We start from the raw sequence: 18,030 nt of genomic DNA on the forward strand, positions 1-18,030 counted from the left end.
GTTGTTCCCGAACCCCGACCAACGAGGAGATCGACATGTGGGTCCTGCTGTCCAGTGGTCTGCGCCGGTGGGTCGTCTTCGGCCTCGCCGTTCCGTTACTCGGACGCCTGCTCGCCGGAGCGGGCCGGAGGATCGAAACCGGGAAGGGTCCGACCAAGCTCTCCCGGGGCCTGCAAAGGGCCGGCCGTCTGGTCTCGGGCCGGGCGCGCAAGGACGACCCGTCTCGAGACTGAACGCCGGCGCGTCTCCCCGCGCACGCACCCCGGATCACCGCCGGGGTCATCCGACCTTCTCGACCGGATCACCGGTCGGCCTGCACCAAGGAGAACCATGACCATCAGTGGCATCATCACCGCGATCATCATCGGCGCGATCATCGGCGCCCTGGCCCGACTCGTCCTGCCGGGCAAGCAGAACATCTCGATCCTGCTGACCATCGTCGTCGGGATCGTCGCGGCCATCATCGGCACCCTGATCGCCAACGCGCTCGGGGTCGGGGACACCCCCGGCATCGACTGGATCGAGCTGATCCTGCAGGTCGCCGTCGCCGCCGTCGGCGTCACCGTCGTCGGTAGCCTCACCGGCCGCCGCCGCAGCTGATCACACCATCTCGGCCCAGCTGAACAGGGCCGTTCACTACCCCCTCGCACCACCTCCGGGACCACCTCAACGGCAGCTGCCGCCGAGGCACACCACAGAAGAGGAACTTCTCATGGCTCAGAACTTCACCCCCGACGCCCTGTTCGGCACCACCGTCTACGACAACGACGGCGACAAGATCGGCAAGGTCGAGGAGGTCTACCTCGACAATGCCTCTGGCCAGCCGGAGTGGGTCTCGGTCAAGACCGGCCTGTTCGGTTCCAGCCTGTCCCTGATCCCCCTGGCCCAGGCCAACATGTCCGGGGACTCGGTGAAGGTGCCGTTCGCCAAGGCCGTGGTCAAGGACGCCCCCCATCACGACCCCGACTCCCAGCTCAGCGAGGCCGACGAAGCTGACCTGTACCGCCACTACGGCATCGCCGACCCCGGCGCCTCGACCCAGAACACCGCCGTCGCGGGTGACTACGACACCAGCCGTGACCGCACCACCGGTGGCTACGACACCGACCGCACCACCACTGACTCCGGGGACGACCACACCCGCGGCGAAGGCCGCGACACCTCCGGTGACAACACCGACGACGCCATGACCCGCTCGAAGGAGGAGCTGCGCGTGGGCACCGAGACCCGCGAGGCCGGCCGCGCCCGGCTGCGCAAGTTCATCACCACCGAGAACGTCTCCCGCACCGTCCCGGTCTCGCACGAAGAGGTCGTCATCACCCGCGAGCCCATCACCGACGCCAACCGCGGCGACGCGATGTCCGGTGGGGACCTCACCGAGGAGGAGCACGAGATCATCCTTACCGAGGAGCGCGCCGTGGCCGAGAAGGACGTCGTGGCCGTCGAGCGCGTCCAGCTCGGGACCGAGACCGTCGAGGGCACCGAGACCATCCAGGCCGAGCTGCGCGAGGAGCAGATCGACCTCGACACCGACGCCGGCGTCAAGACCGGCGGAACCGGCGAGCGCAACCGCTGAACTCGTCCCCGTACTGACCCCGTACTGACCCAGTGCTGACCACGAGGCCGGGAGCCGACCGATGACCGCACGCACCGGACCAAGCGGCCCCGGCCCCGAGGCGGGCGGCCCGGCCGAGGTAATTCTGCACGAGGAACGACTACTCCTGGCCACCCAGAGGGTGGTCACCGAGCGGGTGCGCATCACCAAACGCATCGTCTCGACCACCCGCACCATCGAGGTCCCGGTGCGCATCGAGCAGCTCGTCATCACCCACGAGCCCCTCGACCCCACAGACCTCGGCGCCCTGCCCTCCGGTGGTCCCGCCGAGGACGTGGTGATCCTCCTGCACGAGGAGGTCCCCGAGGTCACCCTGCGGGTGGTCGCCGTCGAGCGAGTCGTCGTGGGCAAGCGTGACGTCGCGGGGGAGCAGGTCGTCACCGTCGACCTCGTAGCAGAGACCGCAGAGGTCACCACCCTCGACGTCACCCCCTGACGTCGAGACCTGTCTGGGAGGAAGCACCGTGCAGATCCCCAGGGACCAGATCCTGTCCCTGCTCAAGGGGCAGGGGGACGACGCCAAGGTCCAGCATCACCACCAGCGCTCTCCACCAGCGCTGAACATTGCCGCACCAGGTGGCCCCGGACGACCCTTTCGCCCGGGGCACCTGCACGTTATCCCCCACCAGAACCCCCACCCAGGAGATCGTCATGAGCACCCCCATCGGCGACGGCGCACACGCCGCCAGCGACCGCCCCCAGGTCGGTGACAACACCCCCGAATTGATACACCACGGCGACCGCGAAGCCGGGCGCGAGCAACGCACCCCCGCGCTGGACCGCAAGAGCGTGGTCGAACGCGAGAAGGACGCCCACGGCGGCATCAAGATCGGGTCCGCGTTCTTCGGCTGGCTCACGGCCACCGGAACTGCCGTCCTGCTGACCGCGCTGCTGGCCGCGACCGGCACCGCGATCGGGGTCGCCAGCTCCTCCAGCATCGACCAGGCCGTCTCCGGAGCCCAGGACAGCGCCTCCCAGAACGCCGGCACCATCGGTCTCGCCGGCGGCATCGCGGTGCTCGTGGTCCTGCTGGTGGCCTACTTCTGCGGCGGCTACGTCGCTGGCCGCATGGCCCGCTTCAACGGCGCCAAGCAAGGCATCGCCGTCTGGGTCTGGGCGATCCTCATCGCCGTCGTCGTCGCGATCGCGGCTGCGGTGGCCGGAAGCAAGTTCGACGTCCTGAGCCAGCTCAACGCCTTCCCCCGCATCCCCATCGACTCCGGCACCCTGACCACCGCCTCGATCATCGCCCTGGTCGCCGCCGTCGTCGTCGCCCTCATCGGAGCCGTCCTGGGCGGACTGGCCGGCATGCGGTTCCACCGTCGCGTCGACCGCGCCGGCCTGGGGCGCTGACCCGACGACGACTCGCCCCCCCACGGCCCCACCCCGCACGGCTCGACCCGGGCCGGGCCGGGCCGGGCCGGGCCGGGCCGGGCCGGAACATAGGAGGTTCCATGGGACCTCTAAGCACTCCCGGGGGGTGGGGCCTCGCGCCGCCCAACCGGGCTGTTCGGCAGCGCGGCCGGGGAGAACCTCCTGCGCTGCGGCGTCGCCGAGCTCCTCGGGACCTTCGTCCTGGTCCTCGCCGGTGGCGCGACCGCCGTGGGCCTGGCCACCACCGATCCGCGCGTCTACGACCTGACCGCCATCGGGCTCGCCTTCGGGCTCGCCCTGACGGCCCTGGTCGCTACGTTCGGGCACATCTCCGGCTGCCACCTGAACCCCGCCATCACGCTCGGGCTGTCGGTGACGGGGAAGTTCCCCTAGCGGGCGGTCCCGGTCTACCTCATCGCTCAGCTGGTCGGTGCGGTCCTGGCCTGCCTGGACACCTGGGCCGCGTACAGCGGGGACGGACGCACCGTCATCGACTTCTCCACCACCGCTCCCGCCGCGGGGTACCCAGCGGTCGGGCGTTCTTCGTCGAGGCCCTCATCACCTTCGTCCTGGTGCTGGTGTTCATCTCGGTGGCCACCGACGACCGGGTCCTGGGTGCGGTAGCCCCCCTCGCCGTCGGCGCCGCCCTGGCCGTGTGCATCTTCATCGCCGCCCCGGTGACCGGCCGCCGAAGACGCGAGTTGGCTGGGCACCATCGGCTACTACCGCCCCAGCGGGTACAGCTACGCCTGCCGGGAGCTGGTTGACGGGGTCCGCACCGAGCGCTTCCTCGAGGGCACGATCTTGGCCCAGGTCTTGGCCCTGTACGACGTCGACCGGCGTCTGAAGCTGTCGACCCTGGACGCGATGAAGCGCATGAGATCGCGGTCCGTTCCCAGGTCGGTTTCGTTCTGGGGCTGCGCGGGAGCTACGCCCATCTGGACCCGGCCAACCCGGACGGCAAGTTCACCACCGTTGCGACCTCCAGCTCTATCTCCACGCCGGCTCCGTCCCCACGACCAGCTCCACCCCTACACTCGAATCCGCGCAGACCGAGGCAGACACGGCGAGTACGGCAGCAGGTGACGCAGCAGCAGGTGACGCAGCACGCGAACCCAAACCCAGCCGCTACGAGCAGTGACTGGCCAAGATCACCGAAGCGCAGCAGAAGTCACGTGAACACTTCCGCCGCAAGTACGACGGGCGCCTGCCCGTCTGGGGCGCCACCGAAGTCCTCGACTTCGGCGGCCTGTCCAACCTCTACGCCGACCTGCAACACGCCGACAGCGCCCCGCGTCGCAGCCCACTTCGGCGGGGTAAACGGTCACGGAGGACGCAGGGGCAGTCGCTGCGATGTCCTCCGGTCGCTGCGATCCCGGTGTCGTGCCATGGTCCGAACGCGCGCCGCTCTGGTCGTGCGCCGGCGGTGGTCGATGATCACCGGGACCAGAAGACCTGGACCAGGAGGACGCGGTGCACACGATCGGAGTCGACGTCGGCGGGACGAACATCGAGGTGGGGCTGGTCGGTGACGATCACGAGGTCATCAGCCGCGCCAAGAAGAACACCCCCCAGGACGGTCCAGACGCCGTCCTGGACGTCGTCGCGGACCTCGTGCGCGAACTGCTCGAGAACGTTGACGACTCCGCGGAGAAGTCTGGCGGGGACCAGACGCCGGCGGCAGTGGGTCTGGGCATTCCGGGTGTCGTGCACCAGGGACAGGCGCTGACGGTTCCCAACCTGCCGAATTGGGACGGACCCGTCGACCTCGTTTCCGGTCTGACGCAGCGGACGGGGTTCCCCGTGGCACTCGGCAACGACGCCAACGTCGGCCTCCTGGGGGAGTGGCTCGCCGGTGCGGCTCGGGGCGCCGAGAACGTCCTGGGGGTGTGGCTGGGAACCGGTGTCGGTGGCGGCCTGATCCTTCAGGGTCGCCCCTTCCACGGGGCCCGCGGCGGCGCCGGGGAGATCGGGCACATCGTCGTCCGCGAGGGCGGGGCGTTGTGCAGCTGCGGTCGACGCGGCTGTGTGGAGGCCTACGCAGGACGACGGTCCATGACCAGCGCCGTGCGGTCCATGATCGAAGCCGGACGCACGAGCGTGCTCGAAGAGCTGCGCCTCGAACACGACAAGAGCTCGATGACCTCAGGGGTCTGGCGTGACGCCCTCGAAGCCGATGACGAGCTGGCGATCGAGGTCTTCGCCACCGCGGTGGACACCGTCGGTGTCGGCATCGGCGCCGTCCTCAACGTCCTCGACGTCGACCTCGTCGTCATCGGTGGTGGCCTGGCCGAGAAGCTCGGCAGTGACCTCGCCGACCGCATCGAGACCTCCACCCGGCCCTGGGTCATGCGCCCCAGCCCCGACCTGCAGTTCCGCGTCGCCGAGCTCGGTGACGACTCCGGCGTGGTCGGCGCCGCCGCGCTGGCCCGTGCCCTCGTCATCGCCGGTTGAGGGGAGCGACCGTGCAGCAGGGCCCCGTCCGCCGAAACCACGGCGCGCGTCGAACGCACCGAACGCACCGAACGCACCGAACGCACCGAACGCACCGACCCGGACAGCCCACCACGATCACCGACCACGCATGAGCGGTAGTTCTCCCCCACCGCACCCCAACACGCCGCCCCCGGCCACGCCACCCCCGGCCGCGCCGCGCGGCGGCACAGCCCTGTTCAGCCGTGGGTCCTGGCTGGAGACCCAGCGCATCACCACGGTACTGCGCAAGGAGACCGTCGGTGGGGCCCTGCTGCTGCTGGGTACCGTGATCGCGCTGGTCTGGGCGAACTCGCCCTGGTCTGCGGCCTACGCGGGGCTGCGCGACACCGTCGTGGGACCCCACGCACTGCACCTGGACCTGTCCCTGGGGCAGTGGGCCGCCGACGGGCTGCTGGCGATCTTCTTCTTCATCGCCGGGCTGGAGCTCAAACGCGAGTTCGTCGCCGGTGACCTGCGCGAGGTCCGTCGCGCCCTGGTCCCCGTGACCGCCGCCGTCGGGGGCATGGCCGTGCCCGCGCTGCTGTACGCCCTGATCAACCTCTCCACCGGGAACGGGGCGCTGCAGGGGTGGGCGATCCCCACCGCCACCGACATCGCCTTCGCCGTCGCGGTCCTGGCGGTGATCAGCACCCACCTGCCCACCGCACTGCGCACGTTCCTGCTGACCCTGGCCGTGGTCGATGACCTGCTGGCCATCACCATCATCGCGATCTCCTACACCAGTGGTCTCGCCCTGCTGCCCCTCCTCGGATCCCTCGCGACCATCGCCGCATTCGGGGTGCTGGTGCAGAGACGCATCCGCTCCTGGTGGCTGCTCATCCCCCTGGCGGTGCTGGCGTGGGCGCTGATGCACGCCTCCGGCATCCACGCCACCGTCGCCGGGGTCCTGCTCGGCTTCACCGTCCCCGTCATCCGCTCCCGCGCCGCCGGCGGGCCCGAGGCCGGACCGGGGATGGCCGAGCACTTCGAGCACGTCTGGCTGCCGCTGTCCGCTGGTGTCGCCGTCCCCGTGTTCGCGTTTCTTCTCCGCCGGGGTCGCCGTGGGCGGCCTCAGTGGACTGGTGACCTCGCTGCAGGACCGCGTCGCGCTGGGCATCGTGGTGGCCCTGGTGGCCGGGAAGTCGGTGGGCATCCTCGGCGCGACCGCGCTGGTGTCCCGCTTCACCCGCGCCCGCCTGGACGAGAGCCTGTCGTGGTGGGACGCACTGGGCGCCGCCCTGCTCGGTGGAATCGGCTTCACCGTGTCCCTGCTCATCGGTGAGCTCGCCTTCGGCAGTGACAGCCTGCGTGACGAGCACGTGAAGGTCGGCGTCCTCACCGGCTCCCTGCTCGCCGCCCTCCTGGCCGCCGTCGTGCTGCGGGTGCGCAACCGCACCTACCGCCGCCTGCAGCAGGAGGAACAGCGCGACGACGACGGCGACGGCATCCCCGACGTCTACCAACACGGGCGAAACTGCAACACGGGCGAGACTGAAGGCGAGACACGTGTTCTTCGATGACGTGAACGGTCTGCTGCGGGTAGTGCTGGTCGGCACCGCGGCCTACCTGTGGTTGATCCTCGTGCTGCGCTTCAGCGGCAAACGGACCCTGGCCCAGCTCAACGCCTTCGACTTCATCGTCACCGTCGCCTTGGGGTCCACCCTGGCCACGGTGCTGCTGTCGAAGACTGTCGCCCTGGCCGAAGGTGCCCTGGCTCTGGCGCTGCTGACCGTCCTGCAGCTGATCGCAGCCTGGTCCTCGACCCGCAGCCGCGCCGTGCAGCGCGCCATCACCACCAGCCCCACCCTGCTGCTGCACCAAGGACAGCCGTTGCGCCAGGCTCTGGCCGATCAACGCGTCAGCATGGACAGCCTGCACGCAGCGGTGCGCAGCAGCGGCATCGGTGGTCTGGAACTCGTGGCTGCGGTGGTGCTGGAGACCAACGGCAAGATCAGCGTCATCAGCACCAGCCAGGCAGGTTCAGGAGCCACCTTCAGCGACCTGCGGCCAGGCGCTCCCCGCACACCACCGCACGAATACCGCCCCTGACGCAGGAGGCGTGCAGTGAGCAGAATGACCCCTTGTTGTCAGTGATCGCTCTCCTCCGTGGCGGACAGGGGACACCTCACTGCGCGGGTGGGACCGGACTGGACGCTGGCGCCACCGTCGCCCCACCACCCGCTGTCCTGCCCAGACGAGCCCCCTGGCGGCGCACTCCACGGGGATTACCGGCGATCAGCGGCAGCAGCCAGTGCGCTGAGCGGTCGGCATCGACCAGGACCGCCCGGGCCAGCAAACTCAACGGGACCGCCAGCAGTGCACCGATGGCGCCCAGCACGAACCCCCAGAAGACAACCGACAAGAACGTCAACGACGTCGACAACCCGACCGCACCACCGACGACACTGGGCTGGATCAGGCCCTGGATGATCACGTTCAGGACGGTGAAGACGATGATCACGGTCACGGCGTTGGTGGGTCCGTTGGCCAGCAGGGCCAACAGTGCGGGGGGAACGAGGCCGAGGAAGAATCCGACGTTGGCGATGTAGTTGGTCAGAAACGACCACAGTCCCCACAGCAGCGGCAACGGCACTGACAACCACGCCAACGCCGCCACGTCCAGCCCGGCGACGACGGCTCCGAACACGGTGGAGACGACGATGAAACGCCGGGTGCCGGCCGCGAAGCTCATCAACGCGGCGACGGCGTCGGGGTGCTTCCACGTCGCCTGGGCCAGCAGTTTCGGGAACAGGGCTGCGTCCAGAGCGAGGAAGAAGAGCAGGAACAGCATGAAACCGAGGGTGGAGACCCCCGAGCCGACCTCGGTCAGCGCGGTCTGGGCGATGTTGACGATGCGACCGGTGTCGATGCTGTCCAGAGCCTGGGAGACCTGCGCCTGGTCTACCCCGACCCGCGCGAGCAGGCTCATCGCCTGACCTTCCAGCTGGGTGAAGCGGGAGGCGTAGGTGGGCAGCAGGGAGGCCAGTTCGGCGATGGCCCACGCCAGTGCTGCACCGGCCGCGAGGACCAGGGTGTAGAGCACGACGAGCAGCGCGAGCGTTCCCACCCAGCCGGGGAGTCGGCGTCGCTGCAGCCACGCCTGCAGCGGGTGGACGACGATCACCAGGACCAGAGCCAGGAACACCGGGCCCAGCGTGCTCGAGAAGGACTTCATGCCCGCGACCGCGGCGACCGTGCCTCCCAGGCCGAGCAGCACCAGGACCGACTGCGGTAGGCGTGGAGGCGCCGACCGGTCAACGCCGTGGGAACTGCTGTCGCTGGTGACGTTGCTGGTGCCGTTGCTGTTGACGTTGCTGTTGACGTTGCTGTTGATGTCGGAGGCGGTGCCTTCGGGGTGAGGAGTAGTGGGTTGGGCGGGATCCATGAGGTGGCGTCACACTTCCTCTGACGGTGCAGGCAGCAGACACGTCCGCGTCAGCCTCACGGACCATAGGACCTCGCCTCAGGCGATGCACCTGAGGGAGCCGGACCGCGAAATGTCGCGAGGCCGGCACGCAACGTCTGAGCCTTGTCGTAGCCTTCGCAGCGTCAGGGGTTCGCGGTGCGGGGAAGGAGCCTGCTGAGGGCGATCAACCGGCCCCCCGTGTCGACCCCAACGTCGGCCCCCACGTCGACCCCTCATTGATCCCTGATCGACCCTTCGTCGACCGATGAGTGCGAGACGGCGCTGCTGACAGCGCCGCTGAGGCAGCAGAGACGAGAACTCGTGAGAGCTCCTGGGCAAGAGCGGTGATCATGCCGATCGGATCGGCACGTCAGCGTGGCCGCGTCTTCACGGTGTTCGGGTTGACCATGGTGCTGTGCGTCGTCGTCGTGATCGCGTACCACCGGGCGTGGTCATCATCGCTGCTGCTGCTCCTCGGGGTTGGACCACTGCTGAAGGGGTTGCTGCTGCGCAGGGCGCGCGTGGTGGTCACCGAGGCGGGGATCACCCTGCACGTAGGCCGCTTACGCCGTGACTCGGTGAGGTGGGTCGACCTGCGCAGAGTGGAGATCGTGCGGGCGGACCCGACGAACGCAGCGGGTCGTCTCCCGCAGGCACGCAGAGCAGGTATTGGGCCCCCCGTCGACGCCTTGGACCGGAGGGGGCCGTTCCCCGGTCACCACCCCGGCGTCTGGCTGCTGGGGCTGCACCGCAGCCGTGGACAGTCGTTGACTTGTCCCGGGCTCAGCACGCAGGAGACGGTGACACTGGTCGAGACCATCACGGAAGCCGACACTGCACGCGTCGTGCACGTCGAGCTCGGTGGAGATGACGAGACGTTCTGCACTTCAGATTGACACCTCTGATTGATGCTGACGGCTCACGGCTGACGGCCTGGATCCCTGGACTTCGCACCCGACGTGGCCTCACCCGCTGACCGCCGCCGGGCAGCCGGACCTCGACAGTGCGAAGCTCGCCCCCGGCTGGAGCAACCTAGCCCGGCGCGGGAACCCCTGCTGCTCCGCACACACCAAGGAACGTCGAGGAGGCCCGTGTGAACGTCCTGGACAGCGCGCTGAACGCCGTCGGCGATGCGCTGCGGGTGACCGGATCGATGGCCTGGCAGATCGGCTGGGCCCTCATCCTCGGCTTCGCCCTGTCCGCGATCGTGCAGGCCGTCGTCCGCCGCGACGCGATCACCCGCCTCCTCGGCGACGCCCGACCGAGGACCCTGCTGACGGCTTCCGGACTGGGCATCGCGTCCTCGTCGTGCTCCTACGCCGCGGCCGCCCTGGCCCGGTCCCTATTCCGCAAGGGCGCGGACTTCACCGCCGCCATCGCCTTCCAGGTCGCCTCGACCAACCTCGTCATCGAACTCGGCATCATCCTGACCCTGCTCATGGGGTGGCAGTTCGCCGCCGCGGAGTACAGCGGCGGCATCATCATGATCGTCGTCGTCGCCCTGCTCTTCCGTCTGCTCATGCGACCGAACGTGGTGGACGGCGCCCGCGAGGAAGCCGAGCAGGGCCGTGCAGGCTCCATGGAGGGCCACGCGGCGATGGACATGAGCGCGGGCGGCGACGCGTCCTGGTGGCGGCGCCTGCTGTCCGGGCCGGGTTTCACCGCCGTGAGCCAGGTGTTCGTGATGGAGTGGGCCGCGGTTCTGCGCGACATCCTCATCGGCCTGTTCATCGCCGGCGCCCTCGACGCCTGGGTCCCGAAGACGTTCTGGCAGGCGTTCTTCCTCATCGACCATCCCGTGCTGGCGCAGTTCTGGGGCCCACTGGTCGCACCCCTGGTCGCGGTGGCCAGTTTCGTCTGTTCGGTGGGCAACGTCCCCCTGGCGGCGGTGCTGTGGAACGGGGGCATCAGCTTCGGCGGGGTCGTCAGCTTCCTCTTCGCCGACCTGATCATCCTCCCGATCGTGGTGATCTATCGGAAGTACTACGGCGGGCGGGTCGCTCTGCGCCTGGCTGGGGTGCTCTACGTCGCCAGCGTCGTCGCCGGCTACGTGGTGGAACTCGCCTTCGGCCTAACCGGTCTCGTCCCCGCGCAGCGCAACGCCGTCGTGCAGTCGGTCGACCTCTCCTGGAACTACACGACGGTCCTGGACATCGTCTTCGCTCTGCTCGCCATCGTCCTCGTGCTCCGTTTCCTGCGCACCGGGGGTCGGGAGATGCTGTCGATGATGGGCGGACAACCCGACCACGACGATGACCAGCAGCACCAGCAGCACCAGCAGCACCAGCAGAAGGGTGGAGCATCCTCGTGAGCGACGTCCTGGCGCTGGGACTCCTGGTCCTCGGCGTCATCGTGCTGACCCCCGCGGCGGATCGCTGGGGAGTTCCCCAGCCGGTACTGCTGACCATCTACGGCCTCGCCCTCGGCCTCATCCCCCACGTACCCATCCCGCGGCTCTCCCCCGACCTGATCCTCCCCCTGGTCCTTCCTCCCCTGTTGTTCGCCGCGACCCAGAACACCTCCATCCAGCAACTGCGCGGCGCGATCCGCCCGGTCCTCGGACTGGCGGTCGGACTGACGCTGCTCACCGCCGCGCTCGTCGCCGTCGTCGCGCACGCCCTGGGACTGCCGTGGGCGATCGCAGCGGTCCTCGGGGCCGTCGTGGCGCCCCCCGACCCGGTTGCGGCCACCGCGGTCGCCGGTCGACTCCACCTGCCCGCCCGGCTGGTGACCCTGCTCGAGGGCGAAGGGCAGTTCAACGACGCGACCGCGCTGGTCGTCTACCAGTTGTCGGTGATGGCCGTCGTCGCCGGCGGCGTGAGTGCCGGGGAGATCGGTCTGAGCCTTCTCCTCGCGGTGGTGGGTGGGCTGGGCATCGGCATCGTCGGTGGCTGGCTGACCCGCTGGGCGCTGGGCCACCTGCACGACGCCGCGACCGAGACGACCGTGACCGTCGCGGTCCCCTTCGCCGTGTACCTGCTGGCCGACCACCTCGGCGCCTCCGGCGTCCTCGCCGTCCTGGGGACGGGGCTGTTCCTGCGGGCCCGCACCGCGGGACAGGTGACCTCCGGCGGGTGGCTGCTGGGTAAGTCGGTGTGGCGCTTCGTCGACTTCCTGGTCAGCGGACTCGTCTTCGCCTTCCTCGGACTGGAACTGACCACCGTCCTGCGTTCGTCGACGGAGCTGAACGACGCGAGCACCTGGGGCCTGACGGCAGCGGTCATCGCCGTCCTGGTCCTGTTGCGCACCGCGGCGATGTTCACCGCCTCGGCCCTCGCCGGTCGACGGGCCCGCCGCCGCAACGAGGGAACCCCGGCGGGACACCGCGAAGCGGCCGTGACGGCGTGGGCCGGGATGCGTGGGGTCGTGACCGTGGCCACGGCTCTGGCGCTGCCAGCCACGATCGAGAACGGTGACGACTTCCCCTCCCGGCAGGTTGTCGTGGTCGTCGCGCTGGTCGTGGTCATCGTGACCCTCGTCCTGCAGGGGCTGACGTTGGCGCCGCTGATCCGCCGTCTCGGCGTCGCTGATGATGCCGACACCGGAACCGACGTCCGTCGACTGCACCACCTCGCCGCGGAGGCTGCCCTGCACCGACTCCGCGAAGACGACACCGACACCGACACCGACACCCCCGAGGCTGTCGTCCAGGCCGTGCTGCGCCAGTACGAGAATCGATTGGACTACCGCCGCAGCGTCACCGATCTCGTCGAGGGTGACCTCGGCGGTGACAGCGCGGGAGACCACCTGCGCCGGCTGCTCGCCACCGCCAGCGAGGCCGAACGTGACGCGGTGCAGCGGGCCCGTCGTCAGGGCCAGGTCAGCGCGGAAGCCGCCGAAGTCGTCCTCTTCGACATCGAGTCCCGGTCGTTGCGCTATGAAACGTGACCCGGGAGCCGGGTGGGGGTCTGCCGCTGACTGGTTGCGCCACCGGCCCCTTCGGGAAGTCCTCGAGCAACTCGGAGAACCCGGAGAACCCGGAGAACAGGCGGACCGCCGGCGGCGGCAACTGCTCGCCGCGGAACTGGTTGCTCGTGCGAGCTGGGGTGTCGTTCTCCTGATCGCACCTCACCGGGTGCTGGGACTCACCGCTGGGAAGCCGGTCAGCGAGGACGGTGCCGCGCTCGTCGTCGCGCGGATCCTCGGTGCCCGCCACCTGCTGCAGGCGGCGGGAGGTGCCCTGGTGCCCGGGCGGACGGAACGTCGACTGGCCGCGGCCGTCGACGGCGTCCACGCGATCGCCTGCCTCGCGCTGGCGGTGCGCGCACCGCGCTACGCCCGCGGTGCCCTGGTGGACGCCATCCTCGCCACGACCTGGTGCGTGCTGAGTCTGCGAACCGTTCGCACCCACAGTAGTTCCTGACCTCTCACCCGACCCCTAAGCCGAAGGAGATGCCTCGTGGCCCGCATCGAGGACTACGGACTCATCGGAGACCTGCAGACCGCCGCCCTCGTCGGCCGCGACGGCTCCATCGACTGGTTGTGCCTACCCCGCTTCGACTCCGCCGCCTGCTTCGCGGCCCTGCTCGGCGACGAAGAGGCCGGGCGGTGGCGCATCGCCCCGGTCGGTGCCGGAAACTGCACCCGCCGCCGCTACCGCGACGACACGCTGATCCTGGAATCGGAGTGGGAGAGCGCCGAGGGCACCGTCCGGGTCATCGACTTCATGCCCCCGCGCGGGCGCGAAGCCGACCTGGTGCGCATCGTCGAGGGCGTGAGCGGCAGTGTCGAGGTGGAGGCCGACCTGCGGCTGCGGATGGGCTACGGCAGCGTCGTTCCCTGGGTCCGTTCCCTCGACGGTGGGATGCGCGCGGTCGCCGGCCCGGACGCGGTCCACCTGCACACCCCGGTGCACCTGCACGGCGAGGGCATGGCCACCGTCGCCCGGTTCCAGGTGGGCGCCGGGGACCGGGTCCCGTTCGTCCTGACCTACGTCCCGTCCTGGCTGGAGCACCCTGAGCCGGTCGACGCCGAACGGGCCCTGTCGTCCACCGCGGACTTCTGGCGGGACTGGATGCAGCGCTACACCTTCCAGCCCACGACACTGCAGGATGAACCGGAGACCGCCGCCCGCTGGGACGCCGCGACGCGACGCTCACTCATCCTGCTGAAAGCCCTCACCTACGCACCCACCGGCGGAATCGTCGCCGCCGCGACGACGTCTTTGCCCGAACAACTCGGCGGCTCACGCAACTGGGACTACCGCTTCACCTGGCTGCGCGATGCCACCTTCACCCTGCAGGCGCTGCTCGGAACGGGTTTCGTAGAGGAGGCGAAAGCCTGGCGGGAGTGGTTGTTGCGCGCTGTCGCCGGCGACCCCGCACAGCTGCAGATCATGTACGGCCTCGACGGCACCCGCCGGCTCCAGGAAGCAGAACTGCCCTGGCTGCCCGGCTACGAAGGCTCAGGACCTGTGCGCATCGGCAACGCCGCAGCCGATCAGTTGCAGCTCGACGTCTGGGGCGAGGTCCTCGACGGCCTGCACCTCTCACGCAGTGCCGGGATCGCCCCCGATGAGGCGTCCTGGGACCTGCAAAGGGCACTGCTGGACCACCTCGAAGGTCACTGGCAGGACCCCGACAACGGCTTGTGGGAAGTTCGTGGCCCCCGCCGGCACTTCGTGCACTCCAAGGTGCTCGCCTGGGTCGGACTGGATCGAGCCGTCCAGGGCGTCGAACGGTTCGGGTTGCAGGGACCGGTGGATCGCTGGCGCCAAACCCGCGCGGCCATCCACGCCGAAGTCTGCGAACGCGGCTACGACCCCGACCGTGCGACGTTCACGCAGTCCTACGGTTCCACCGGCCTCGATGCCGCCACCCTTCTCATCGGTGAGGTGGGGTTCCTGCCCTGGGAGGATCAACGGGTCATCGGCACCGTCGAGGCCGTCCAGCGTGAACTGGACCGCGACGGGTTCCTGCTGCGCTACGACACCAGCGCCGACGGCGGCGACGGACTCGCCGGCGAAGAGGGCGCGTTCCTGGCCTGCACGTTCTGGCTGACCGACGCCCTGCACGGCATCGGGCGCCGCACCCAGGCCCGGGAGACGTTCGAGCGCCTCCTGCTGCTGCGCAACGACCTCGGCCTGCTGAGTGAGGAGTACGACCCGGCCACCCGGCGGCACCTGGGCAACACCCCGCAGGCCTTCAGCCTCGTCGGCCTGGTCAACGCCGCCCGCCACCTCGGCGGCAGCCACCCCGCCGACCTGAGCCGCAGTGGCCATCGGAGTGGGAGTGGCCATGGCAGGGCTGGCAGCGCTGAACGTGGCCCGACCGATCGCTGAGGACCGGCTCGAGGCGCTACCCCCACGGGAACGCCAGCAGGCTGTCGTGGGGGTACTTCCCACTCCCGAGTCAGGTGTCTTCGTTCTGGTGCGGGACAGCAGCGCTCGGGCTAGCTGTGGCCGGGAGACATCGTCGCAATGCCCTGATCGGGATCGTCAACCTCAGCTGAGCTGGACTGAGCTGGGCTGAAGTGGGCTGAGCTGGGGGTCAGCGTCACCTCCACCGGCGGGAGTCCGACGACGTCGTAGGTCGCGGAGGCGATACCGATACCGGCCTCGTCCAGAGCGCCGAGGACCTGACGGGTGATGGCGTCCTTGACCTCCCTGACCCCGCGGTGGTCGACCAGGAACCGCAGCGACAGTTCCAGCCAGTTGTCGGTGATGCGCCAGTACACCGCCGGCGCCAGAGCCGCGTCGGCCATGGCGTAGCGGGTGCGCATCCGCGCCAGGGACCGCTCGGCCTCGGGGTCATCGACGACAGCGTGGATGCGGGCGGCGTCCAGCAGGATGGCTTCGGCGCGGTGGCGGTCGGCGTCGTAGGAGACCGGCAGGACGATCTCCTCCCACAGGTAGGGAAAGTCGCGGGTGTAGTTGTAGACCGGCTCCTCGAAGATCACCGCGTTGGTGACGGTGACCACCCGCCCGGTGTACTGCCGCGAATGCACCCAGGTGGCCGGGTCGGCCCCGGCTACGGCGGGGGGCTGGCCCATCTCCATGATCGTGGTCTTGAGGAACCCCAGGCGCACGACGTCACCGCGCACCCCGCCGAGCACGATGCGGTCCCCGACCCCGAAGGTGTCCCCGCGCAGGATCACCGCGTAGGCAGCCAGGGAGAGGATCACCTGCTGCAGGGCGAAGGCCAGACCCGCGCTGATCAGGCCGACCCCGGTGGACACGTCGGTCTCGGGAGTGATCCAGATCGAGACCACACCCAGGACCAGGACGACCGCGGTGATGACCTGCAGGCCCTGGCGGGCCCAGAAGCGGCGCGGGTCGGCGACCTGCCCCCCGAGCATGCGGCGCAGCACCGCTCGAGCCGCGGCCTGCAAGGCGACGACGACGATCAGCGCCAGGGTGAACAGCAGTTTCACCCCGGTGGTGGCACTGACCCCGACCAGCGTGACCCCCAGAATGCGTACCGCACCCGAGGGATCCACACCCGTCTCGGTCACGGTGCTCGCGATGCCCGAGGTGGTCGCGATGCTCAAGGTCAGCTCGGCGTTCACCGCGCTCGCCCGGTGCCGAACGGCGCGATGGGCCCGGTAGTGGTGGATCGCCACACCCCCTGCAGGGCCCGGCGCACTTGCTCGCCCTGGGCGTGCAGGGCAGCCGCTTCGCTCTCGTCGTGGTCCCCGTCCTGGGCCGCCGCGGCCGCGGTGGCGTCTAGACGGCTCAGCTGGTTCCCGATCGCGGTGACCGCCTCGCTCGCCTGGGGGGTGTCGGCTCGTGCGCACCAGGCCAACGCCCGCAACAACTCATACAGAGCGGCCAGAACACTGGGGTCGGCGGCTCCGTAGCGTCGGGGTTGGGCCACGGCCAGGTCGAGCAGGTCCGAGATCGAGGGCCGGGCCACCAGGACCCGCAGCCCCCGACGCTTCCCTTCGCAGCCGTCACCGCCGGCGTCGGCGACACTGTCGCCTTCGCCGTGCTTGCTGTCGTTCCCGTCGCTGTCCTCGCCGTCGTACAGGCCCTTCGGGCCCAGACGAAGGCCCACGAGTTCGCACAACAGCGCCGAGGAATGCCCCAGCGCGTGCACCGCGGTCGTTGGGTCGTTGATCCCCGGCGACAGCGCCTTGGTCGCCACATCGGTCAACTGGCGCAGCCCGAAGGCGACGTCCTGAGCTTCGGTGCGCTCGGGTCCGATGACCACTGCATCGGCCATCGCCTCCTCCAGGTCGCTCAGCACTTCCTGCCCCACCACCGTGCCGCTACCGGCCGGCCACACCCAGGCGATGGGCGTCCCGGTCACCACCGAGGCTCCCGGGAGCGGCTCGAGGACCATGAGCACGTCCGCTCGCACCGCAGCAGCCAGCACCGCGTCCTCATCGACCCGGACCAAAAACCCCGAACGGCGGGCCAGCAGCGGCACCGCACTCCGCGGGGGGTGCAGGTCCGCGCTGGGGTCCCCGGTCAGGCCGGCTGCGACGGGACCGCGGGGGCGGGGGCCACCGAGCACCGCCTGGGCGGTGCCGCTGGCGTCCTCGTGCACGGTCCGCAGCATCGTCTCCACCCGGATCTCCCCCGCCAGGTGGGCCAAGAAGAGGATCAACGCGATGACACTGGCAATGGTGAGCACGAACGCCACCGTCACCGAGAACTGCGGCACGAACGCGGTGCCCTCCTCATCAGCCGAGCGCACCGTCCGCTCCACCGTCAGGGCGTAGGTGAACGTCGCCAGGAAGATCCCCAGGGTGACGTGGACGAAGCGGTCACGGGTGAAGGTGCGCAGCAGCCGGGGGGAGAACTGGCTGCTGGCCAGCTGCAAGGTCACCACCGTGAGGGAGAACGTCAGCGAGGTGACGGTGATGAGCGAGCTGCTGATGGCGTCCAGGATGGTGCGCGCAGCACCTGGGCCGCCGCTGAAGAGCAGGTCAGAGATCCAGGCGGGGACGTGGTCATCGGCGAGGCGGTCCAGGCGGGGCAGGAAGATCCCGGCCACCAGGCCGAGCACCACGCAGGCCACCGGCACTGGCCACAGCGAGGTCCTCGCAGCCGTCACTGCCGCCCGCACCCGCATCGCGCGGCCCTTCACCCCCGCCCCCCGATGACGACCGAAGCTACCGAGACCACGGCAGCCCCAGGCCTGCCGGAAACCACCACACCACCATCGACCAGCACAGATCCACCTTGTCCACTGCGAACCCCCCGGGGTGGGGACTC

General features: G+C 69.8%; 18 protein-coding genes and 2 pseudogenes. 17 read left to right on the forward strand and 3 right to left on the reverse strand.

All coding sequences use genetic code 11. The features are described 5' to 3' along the window. Positions 1-35 precede the first annotated feature (35 nt). The 12 genes and pseudogenes from OG218_RS00610 (at position 36) to OG218_RS00655 (ending at position 7,513) form a co-directional block, all read left to right on the forward strand. Positions 36-233 (forward strand): hypothetical protein, encoded by a 198-nt coding sequence (locus OG218_RS00610; protein WP_328291269.1) that lies wholly within the window; start codon positions 36-38, stop codon positions 231-233. Between the two features lie 97 nt (positions 234-330). Then, complete coding sequence (locus OG218_RS00615; RefSeq protein ID WP_328291270.1) at positions 331-600, forward strand: GlsB/YeaQ/YmgE family stress response membrane protein; 270 nt, start codon at positions 331-333, stop codon at positions 598-600. A gap of 112 nt (positions 601-712) precedes the next feature. Next, positions 713-1,576: a PRC and DUF2382 domain-containing protein gene (locus OG218_RS00620; RefSeq protein WP_328291271.1), complete on the forward strand. Its 864-nt coding sequence runs from the start codon at positions 713-715 to the stop codon at positions 1,574-1,576. Positions 1,577-1,637: 61 nt separating this feature from the next. Then, the gene (locus OG218_RS00625) at positions 1,638-2,051 is read left to right on the forward strand and encodes a YsnF/AvaK domain-containing protein (protein ID WP_328291272.1); all 414 of its coding nucleotides are present in this window, start codon (positions 1,638-1,640) and stop codon (positions 2,049-2,051) included. A 215-nt stretch (positions 2,052-2,266) separates the two neighbouring features. Next, a complete protein-coding gene (locus OG218_RS00630) occupies positions 2,267-2,968 on the forward strand; it encodes a hypothetical protein (RefSeq protein WP_328291273.1) in 702 nt (233 codons plus the stop codon). Between the two features lie 222 nt (positions 2,969-3,190). Next, positions 3,191-3,382, forward strand: coding sequence for an aquaporin (locus tag OG218_RS00635; protein ID WP_328296201.1), 192 nt, complete (start codon positions 3,191-3,193; stop codon positions 3,380-3,382). Positions 3,383-3,444: 62 nt separating this feature from the next. Next, positions 3,445-3,756, forward strand: coding sequence for an aquaporin (locus OG218_RS26455; RefSeq protein WP_442906437.1), 312 nt, complete (start codon positions 3,445-3,447; stop codon positions 3,754-3,756). Further along, positions 3,704-4,075, forward strand: a complete 372-nt coding sequence (locus OG218_RS26460) for an Abi family protein (RefSeq protein ID WP_442906438.1) — start codon at positions 3,704-3,706, stop codon at positions 4,073-4,075. Before OG218_RS26455 ends, OG218_RS26460 begins: the two co-directional genes overlap by 53 nt. 64 nt (positions 4,076-4,139) lie before the next feature. Further along, positions 4,140-4,262, forward strand: a pseudogene (locus tag OG218_RS26465) (Abi family protein); the annotation flags it as partial. Positions 4,263-4,462: 200 nt separating this feature from the next. Beyond that, positions 4,463-5,443 (forward strand): ROK family protein, encoded by a 981-nt coding sequence (locus OG218_RS00640; RefSeq protein WP_328291274.1) that lies wholly within the window; start codon positions 4,463-4,465, stop codon positions 5,441-5,443. Between the two features lie 130 nt (positions 5,444-5,573). Next, a pseudogene (gene nhaA / locus OG218_RS26470) lies at positions 5,574-6,984 on the forward strand (Na+/H+ antiporter NhaA). After that, entirely contained in the window at positions 6,971-7,513 is a 543-nt protein-coding gene (locus OG218_RS00655) for a DUF421 domain-containing protein (RefSeq protein WP_328291276.1), read from the forward strand. Before nhaA ends, OG218_RS00655 begins: the two are co-directional and overlap by 14 nt. Before the next feature lie 76 nt (positions 7,514-7,589). Here the strand turns inward: OG218_RS00655 and OG218_RS00660 are convergent, their stop codons facing one another. Further along, positions 7,590-8,849, reverse strand: coding sequence for an AI-2E family transporter (locus tag OG218_RS00660; protein WP_328291277.1), 1,260 nt, complete (start codon positions 8,847-8,849; stop codon positions 7,590-7,592). A 371-nt stretch (positions 8,850-9,220) separates the two neighbouring features. Here OG218_RS00660 and OG218_RS00665 point away from each other — a divergent pair, with 371 nt between their 5' ends. From OG218_RS00665 to OG218_RS00685, 5 genes are all read left to right on the forward strand, one after another. After that, complete coding sequence (locus tag OG218_RS00665) at positions 9,221-9,766, forward strand: hypothetical protein (RefSeq protein WP_328291278.1); 546 nt, start codon at positions 9,221-9,223, stop codon at positions 9,764-9,766. 206 nt (positions 9,767-9,972) lie between these two features. Further along, complete coding sequence (locus tag OG218_RS00670; protein ID WP_442906439.1) at positions 9,973-11,181, forward strand: permease; 1,209 nt, start codon at positions 9,973-9,975, stop codon at positions 11,179-11,181. Next, positions 11,178-12,758, forward strand: a complete 1,581-nt coding sequence (locus OG218_RS00675) for a Na+/H+ antiporter (RefSeq protein WP_328291280.1) — start codon at positions 11,178-11,180, stop codon at positions 12,756-12,758. Before OG218_RS00670 ends, OG218_RS00675 begins: the two co-directional genes overlap by 4 nt. 187 nt (positions 12,759-12,945) lie before the next feature. After that, entirely contained in the window at positions 12,946-13,233 is a 288-nt protein-coding gene (locus OG218_RS00680) for a hypothetical protein (protein WP_328291281.1), read from the forward strand. Between the two features lie 36 nt (positions 13,234-13,269). Further along, positions 13,270-15,150: a glycoside hydrolase family 15 protein gene (locus OG218_RS00685; protein WP_328291282.1), complete on the forward strand. Its 1,881-nt coding sequence runs from the start codon at positions 13,270-13,272 to the stop codon at positions 15,148-15,150. Between the two features lie 110 nt (positions 15,151-15,260). Here OG218_RS00685 and OG218_RS00690 read toward each other — a convergent pair whose 3' ends face one another. Together OG218_RS00690 and OG218_RS00695 are read right to left on the reverse strand one after the other, a co-directional pair. Continuing rightward, entirely contained in the window at positions 15,261-16,376 is a 1,116-nt protein-coding gene (locus OG218_RS00690) for a mechanosensitive ion channel family protein (protein WP_328291283.1), read from the reverse strand. Then, complete coding sequence (locus OG218_RS00695; protein WP_328291284.1) at positions 16,373-17,902, reverse strand: DUF2254 domain-containing protein; 1,530 nt, start codon at positions 17,900-17,902, stop codon at positions 16,373-16,375. The genes OG218_RS00690 and OG218_RS00695 overlap by 4 nt, the downstream gene beginning before the upstream one ends. Between the last annotated feature and the right edge of the window lie 128 nt (positions 17,903-18,030).

This window comes from Kineococcus sp. NBC_00420 (genome assembly GCF_036021035.1).
Lineage (GTDB): Bacteria > Actinomycetota > Actinomycetes > Actinomycetales > Kineococcaceae > Kineococcus.

What these genes read in the sequence shown, in the direction of transcription:
- OG218_RS00665 (WP_328291278.1), top strand. Translation starts at nt 9,221, where the DNA reads ATGCCGATCGGATCGGCACGTCAGCGTGGCCGCGTCTTCACGGTGTTC.
- OG218_RS00610 (WP_328291269.1), top strand. Translation starts at nt 36, where the DNA reads ATGTGGGTCCTGCTGTCCAGTGGTCTGCGCCGGTGGGTCGTCTTCGGC.
- OG218_RS00620 (WP_328291271.1), top strand. Translation starts at nt 713, where the DNA reads ATGGCTCAGAACTTCACCCCCGACGCCCTGTTCGGCACCACCGTCTAC.
- OG218_RS00625 (WP_328291272.1), top strand. Translation starts at nt 1,638, where the DNA reads ATGACCGCACGCACCGGACCAAGCGGCCCCGGCCCCGAGGCGGGCGGC.
- OG218_RS00660 (WP_328291277.1), bottom strand. Translation starts at nt 8,849, where the DNA reads ATGGATCCCGCCCAACCCACTACTCCTCACCCCGAAGGCACCGCCTCC.
- OG218_RS00615 (WP_328291270.1), top strand. Translation starts at nt 331, where the DNA reads ATGACCATCAGTGGCATCATCACCGCGATCATCATCGGCGCGATCATC.
- OG218_RS00630 (WP_328291273.1), top strand. Translation starts at nt 2,267, where the DNA reads ATGAGCACCCCCATCGGCGACGGCGCACACGCCGCCAGCGACCGCCCC.